The following is a 6,017-nucleotide window of genomic DNA, read 5'->3' on the forward strand; positions in this document are numbered from 1 at the left end:
GTAACGGGTGAATCTGCCTTTTGATTTTACCTTATCAATTACCCTTGTTGTTTTAAGCTTTTCGAGGATTGGATACTGGCTCAAAAACTTCTCGGTCCATTCGATTGTTCCTGTAAGCTCTCCTCCCGTAATCTTACCCACAGTCAAGGTTTTTCCTTTAACTCTGACCGACATGTGACGTTCAGAATCCCATACATTTTCGTAGGAACAGACATATGTGTATTTGCCATTTCTGTTGAACAACAGTGGGGGAAGAGCGGGAGCATCAATAACAGCCATAATTTTTCCTATATAGTTACATGTATATATGTACCTATGACATCATAAAAAACAAAAGAAGTCCCCATTATTTGGGGGCATCTTGGAAATTTATTTTTTAAATGTAACTATATCTTCAAAGAATAGGTGACTCAGTATTTTCTTACAGTCGGATTAATTGCGCTCCCTCCACTTTCTTACCCCGGCAATGAGTTTTTCCTGACCTTTATCCATTACTTTGGCGACCTTCATGACAATGAGAACATACTCATCATTCAGCTTAATTCTGAACTTATGCTGGAAGAATCCGTTATCTGCAATCTGCTTCTTAACATTGTCGTTGTTAAGTCGGGTGACAAATTCCTCCATATCATCAGGATGAACAATGGATTTTCCATTTGAAACCATCATACTGAAGAAATTATATCCTTCACTGTTAAGACTCAGAGATGCAAACTCCTGTGAATTTGAGTACTCAATGTAGTGATCATTCTGAAGATCGATATAATACAGGCACATATAATCATGTGACAGAGCCATGATACCGGTCAGAATCTCCAGACGTCGCTGGCTCTGCTCCATCAGATTGAGATCCTCCATCTGGGAATCAATAATGCTTATACCTATAATTATGTTGTTTCTTCTCGGGATTCTGGTAATCTTCATGGAAAGGAAGGTTATTTTACCGTCCTCAACCGTTCTGTAGGTCAGATTTATTCTGCCTGCATCATCAAGTTTTCTGATGATGTTTTCTCTGGTAATTACGGATATCAGCTTCTGGCGGTCCTCTTCGTGCACTCTGGCGATAAAATCCCCGGTAATGAATGTGAAGAAGTCATCCCTGCGACGCTCCACGGCAAGTCTGTCACTGCCCTCTGGCGAAGTATACTCTATGAAGCTGTCATTGTTCAGGTCGACATAGAAGATATTGTGGTAATCGGCCGCCAGGGCTCTGGCAATACTTTCATATGTGGTGTGATCATTAGGAGACGAAATGGACAGCACGGCCATGATCACCGCGTGATAGCCTGTTACAGGATTTACGGCAATCTGACGGGCAAAGACGTGTGCAATGTTTCCGTTGGTCAGAGGTTCATCGTAGAATGAACGTGCACCCAGTTTACAGCACGTATCCACGACGTTGTCTCTGAACGCATCATCGTTTTTAATGAAGACGGCTCCCTCGGCATTGAGATCAACCAGATAGTAACTGCTGATAAAGTCTCTGGCTGCCTGATTGCTTCTTAAAAGATAACCTACGTCACCGCGTACTTCCATAACATACATCGGCAGTGAATTGTATGCACCGCTGTTATTTATGTTCCGTTCACCGGATATTATGGATAAATTGTTCAGATTTATTCTGCTGATTATTTCGTAGTAACTTGAGGTCTTCGGGTTTTCAAAACCTATCTGTCTTCCTTCCTTATATCTGATCAGGATTTCTTCAAATGGTATAGGCTTGGAGAAAAAATACCCCTGAAGCTTGGAACAGCCGATATCAAGCAGGAACTGCCGCTGATGCTCGGTTTCCACACCTTCACATACGGTATCCACCCCGAGAGACGTAACAAGGTTCATCAGTTCAGTGAGAATAATCTTCCCTTCCTTTCCCTCATCGAGTTTTCTCATAAAACTCATATCAAATTTAATGAGATCAAATCTGATGTTCTGAAGAACGTTAAGTGAAGAATATCCGCTTCCGAAATCATCCATCCACACCGGGAAGCCGAGCTTCTGGAATCTTTCCACCTGCTCCTTCATGTAGGCGAAATTCTTTCCGATGATGCTCTCTGTGATTTCAATGGTAATCAGATTTCTGGCGAATCCGGAGGCATCAACCCTTTTTCTTATTTCCTCCACGATGTCGCAGGTATCAAAATCCGTTCTGGAAAGATTGATGGACTGAGGAACCAGATGAAGATTGAACTCCTGCTGCATGCGAAGTTTTTCCAGAACCTCGTCAAGCACAAACAGATCAAGCTTGTAAATGAGTTCAGCCTCTTCGAGAACCGGAATGAAATCCGCCGGAGACATAAATCCGTTAACCGGGTCAATCCATCTTGCCAGGGCTTCTTCATCACAAACCTTTGAATTTACAGCTCTTACTATTGGCTGATAGTAAACCTTAATCCATTTTTCCTGAATCGCCCTGTCCAGATTGGCAATGATATATTCACGCTTGGTGTATTTATCCAGCAGATCCTGATTGTAACGGTTAAAACCTGATTCATGAATCTTTCTCATGGAATTACAGGCAAACCTTGCACGGTCGCAGGCGGAACTGGTGGATTCTTCCGGATCGGTTATGGAATAGATGCCCACGGAAACAGGAAGCGAAATACCTGTATTGATAAGTTTTGCATTCTCAAAGATGTTGGAAAGAATTTTCTCGACATTCTCATCGACGGTGCTTACCAGAAAATGATCCGACCCCATGCGGCAGCACTGTTCCTTGCTGAAATAATGAGTCAGTATCTTGGCAAATGACTTCAGAAGATTATCACCCTGTGAAGCCCCGTTATCCTGATTGTAGTAGCGCATACCGCGGAGATTGAAAAACAGAATCACAGGTTTTCCGTTTTCCTGAAGCATCTTTTTCTTCCATTCGTCGGTATACTCAAAGAAATAAGACATGCTCGGCAGTCCGGTGAGAACATCAAAGCCGTTGGACTTGATGCAGTTTTCCCTCTGGAGAGCAGATCTCAGAAGTCTGTTAAGTTTGGTGTTGAGTTCTTCGAAAGGCTCTGAATAAATGCCTTCATCCGTATACCAGACGTGAATGAGTTTCACGCCGTCGGATGTCTCCATTATTTTTGCCTGAGAATGAAGAAGCTTGTAGTCGCGTGAATTATCGTTCCTGGCCCTGTAGACTATGTCATATTTTTCGTCATGATAAATAAAGTTGAAAACGGCATTCTCAACCTTTGCCAGATCATCAGGATGAACGTTCAGATACACGGTTTTACTCCGCATAAGATCCTTACAGGCCGACTCTCTGGAGCCGTATCCGAACATTCGAACGAAACCGTCAGACAAAGCCAGGGGAATAACGCCGCCGTCATACTGAAAAACCGCGTATGACTGCTGCAGACTTTCCCAGAAGCTCTGTTCCTGATCTGAAAAATGATATCTTGCCATAGGCTGTACCCTTTATAGTGATCTTCGAAGATCACCGTCCTGACTGACAGAACCGACTATGCTGCGGTGCACGGCTCAATATCAGGCCGAAAACACTCTGATGATATAAAACTATCATATTATCCTGATAAAAAATGTGGTTTTTGTACAAAAACCAAAACGGATAGCACTATCAGGCATACTTCAATGACGTTTTTTTGACGGAGGCAACATTACGAGCATGGGAAATGGTTTTGGTTGTGGAATGTTTAATCCAGCTTTTCAATCAGACATTGGTGATCTTTGGTCTTGGTGCTGTAATTTATTCCGACAAGTATGATATTTCTGTACTGTCCGGCATAGCGTTTGAAATATTCCTGCGTTTTAATCTGTGCAATGGCTTCTTCAGCAGAGCCATCGTACTTAAACTCAATCAGAATAAGAGGTGATGTTCCTTTTATCGTAGGTTCGTATACAAGATCTGCTCTGCCTTTACCGGCCTGTTCTTCCCAGTGAGAAACGTATTTTCCAAGAGTTGACCACAAAAGGCCGGTCATCACGCAGTATGTGAGAGATTCTTCATCGTTGTAGTCGAGCAGAGCTACGGCAGGAGAATTATGAACATCCTGAATCAGCGTTGCTACTGTTGTCGCATCAAGTTCCAATATGGCTTTGAGCAAGCTTTCTGAACGCCTGATGGTCTCCATTCGTTCATACCATTCCTGTTGTTTTATGATTCCTATTAATGCTCGTTTAATTTCCTTATTCGGAACATAGGCTAGTTTAAGCTCTTCATCACCATCTATATCGGAGCATCGCAGATATCCAAGGCATACCAAAAGACTGAATACATCGTTTTTATCCTTTATGTTGACCATATCATTCTGGAAATTGGTGAAGTCAAATTGTACTCTGACACCTTCGATTAAATTCATGATGTCTTTCTTTATGCCATCAAAATCCGTGTTGATCAGACGTACGACCTCTTCATTTGATGAAGTTTTACTCCAGTAACTGATACATTCGTTTCGGCTGACAGCTTTGCACACCGAGTTAGGATTGTAAATATCAACTCCCTTTATTTTGTAGCCCTCGTACCATTCCTTTAAATTCTGATGTGAAACTTTACAGTTAGGTGATTTTACAATCTTGGCTACCTCATCTTCCGTAAAACCAAAGTAAGGAGCATAATCCCCCGGAGAGAGCATGTTATATTCATCAAAGCCATTCAAGGCTGATTGGGAATTGTATTTTTTGATTGGCAGAATACCGGTGAGATAAGCTAATGCAAAGCATGATATCCCATCGTCTGATTTAAACAGACCTCGCAGAAATTTTATAAACTTTTCCTGTAATGCAGTTTCATTTTGATACTCTCTGTATATCAGATTCCATTCATCCATAATCAAAATGAATTTTTCGTTGGTATGTTTGCATATAACTTCCAGCGCGGAAGATAAGATTTCTTTCCAATTAAAGGATCACTGCTGATTTGTTCAGCATATTCTTTGTTCTCCTTTAGATCACGTATAACCATGTACTGCAGAAAATCTACAATATCATCGATAGCTTCGATATAAAGAGATTTGTCAGATTTATACGAAATATACTTGTCCTTTATGGAGTTCATATCGATGTAAATAACATTGTATTTATTCAGGTGCTCTGAATAACTGCCTTTGTTTGAAATTTCCAGTTTGTCAAAAATATTTTGGTCAGCATATCCTTTGGAATAGTAAGCTGATAGCATATGGGCAGTTACGGTTTTGCCAAATCTGCGGGGACGGGTTACAGCAAATAAACAATTTTGAGAGTTTATCTTTGCAGACATCTTTTCTATAAAATCTGTCTTATCTACAAAAATTTCAGAATCTTTGAATTTAACCAGTCTTATAAAACTGTTCTCCTTGTCAGGATTCAGAATGCTAACGTTTGTTCATTATCCGTTAAACTTTTCAACCATTCTTTCACAATCGCTCTCCGTCATTCCGGCTCTGTACCTTTCTTTCGGATGAGCCTCATAGTATTCCTCCTGAAAAAACACCACCCAGTAGTTAAACTCGGTGGTGGGGTATTCAAGAACTTCAGAGATTCTAGTTGTGGAATAATTATTTATCCAGCTTTTCAATCAGGCACTGGTGATCCTTCGTTTTAGGATCATAGTTAATACCTATAAGCAACACATCATTCGGATAATCACCATCACGATATCTGCTGAAATATTCCTTTTCCTTAATCTGTTCCATAGCCTCCTTGGCACTCAGACCATACTTGAATTCTATGAGCAGAATAGGAAGGTTCATATTCCTCTTCGGTGCATAAATCAGATCAGCACTTCCTTTACCGGACTGCAATTCACGGAAGCATTCGTATTCACGCTCGGTACGCCACATAAGACCGGATATAAGGCAGAATACCATTGATTCCTCACGGTTATAGGTCAGAAGGGATACATTAGGTGTGTTATGAATCTCTGTGATGATTTCCGCGGTCTTATTGCCATCAAGATCTGTTATGGCTTTAAAAAGCGATTCTGAACGCTCAATTATAGGCATTGAATTAAACCATGGCTGAGCCTTCACCAGAGAAGACAGCGCTGTTTTAATCTCTTTATTTGGAACATAGGCAGTACGATCATC

6 protein-coding genes are annotated in these 6,017 nt (G+C 41.1%); all 6 read right to left on the reverse strand.

Annotation, left to right across the window (positions count from 1 at the left end; genetic code table 11):
• A partial coding sequence (locus T489_RS13805; RefSeq protein WP_037319949.1) for a hypothetical protein occupies positions 1 to 279 on the reverse strand: 279 nt, incomplete at its 3' end.
• A gap of 153 nt (positions 280 to 432) precedes the next feature.
• Positions 433 to 3,399, reverse strand: a complete 2,967-nt coding sequence (locus T489_RS14480; protein WP_051622111.1) for an EAL domain-containing protein — start codon at positions 3,397 to 3,399, stop codon at positions 433 to 435.
• A 248-nt stretch (positions 3,400 to 3,647) separates the two neighbouring features.
• On the reverse strand, positions 3,648 to 4,787 hold the full coding sequence (locus T489_RS15650; protein ID WP_031580215.1) for a PD-(D/E)XK nuclease domain-containing protein: 1,140 nt from the start codon (positions 4,785 to 4,787) through the stop codon (positions 3,648 to 3,650).
• Entirely contained in the window at positions 4,784 to 5,209 is a 426-nt protein-coding gene (locus T489_RS15655; RefSeq protein WP_031580216.1) for an AAA family ATPase, read from the reverse strand. The genes T489_RS15650 and T489_RS15655 overlap by 4 nt, the downstream gene beginning before the upstream one ends.
• A gap of 108 nt (positions 5,210 to 5,317) precedes the next feature.
• Complete coding sequence (locus tag T489_RS0111775; RefSeq protein WP_031580218.1) at positions 5,318 to 5,506, reverse strand: hypothetical protein; 189 nt, start codon at positions 5,504 to 5,506, stop codon at positions 5,318 to 5,320.
• Positions 5,487 to 6,017: PD-(D/E)XK nuclease domain-containing protein (locus tag T489_RS0111780; RefSeq protein WP_031580219.1), on the reverse strand; the 531-nt coding region annotated here is incomplete at its 5' end. The genes T489_RS0111780 and T489_RS0111775, both read right to left, overlap by 20 nt.

The organism is Ruminobacter sp. RM87, assembly GCF_000701925.1.
GTDB lineage: Bacteria > Pseudomonadota > Gammaproteobacteria > Enterobacterales > Succinivibrionaceae > Ruminobacter > Ruminobacter amylophilus.

Coding starts and splice junctions, on each gene's coding strand:
- T489_RS15655 (WP_031580216.1), bottom strand. CDS start 5,209: ATGTCTGCAAAGATAAACTCTCAAAATTGTTTATTTGCTGTAACCCGT.
- T489_RS14480 (WP_051622111.1), bottom strand. CDS start 3,399: ATGGCAAGATATCATTTTTCAGATCAGGAACAGAGCTTCTGGGAAAGT.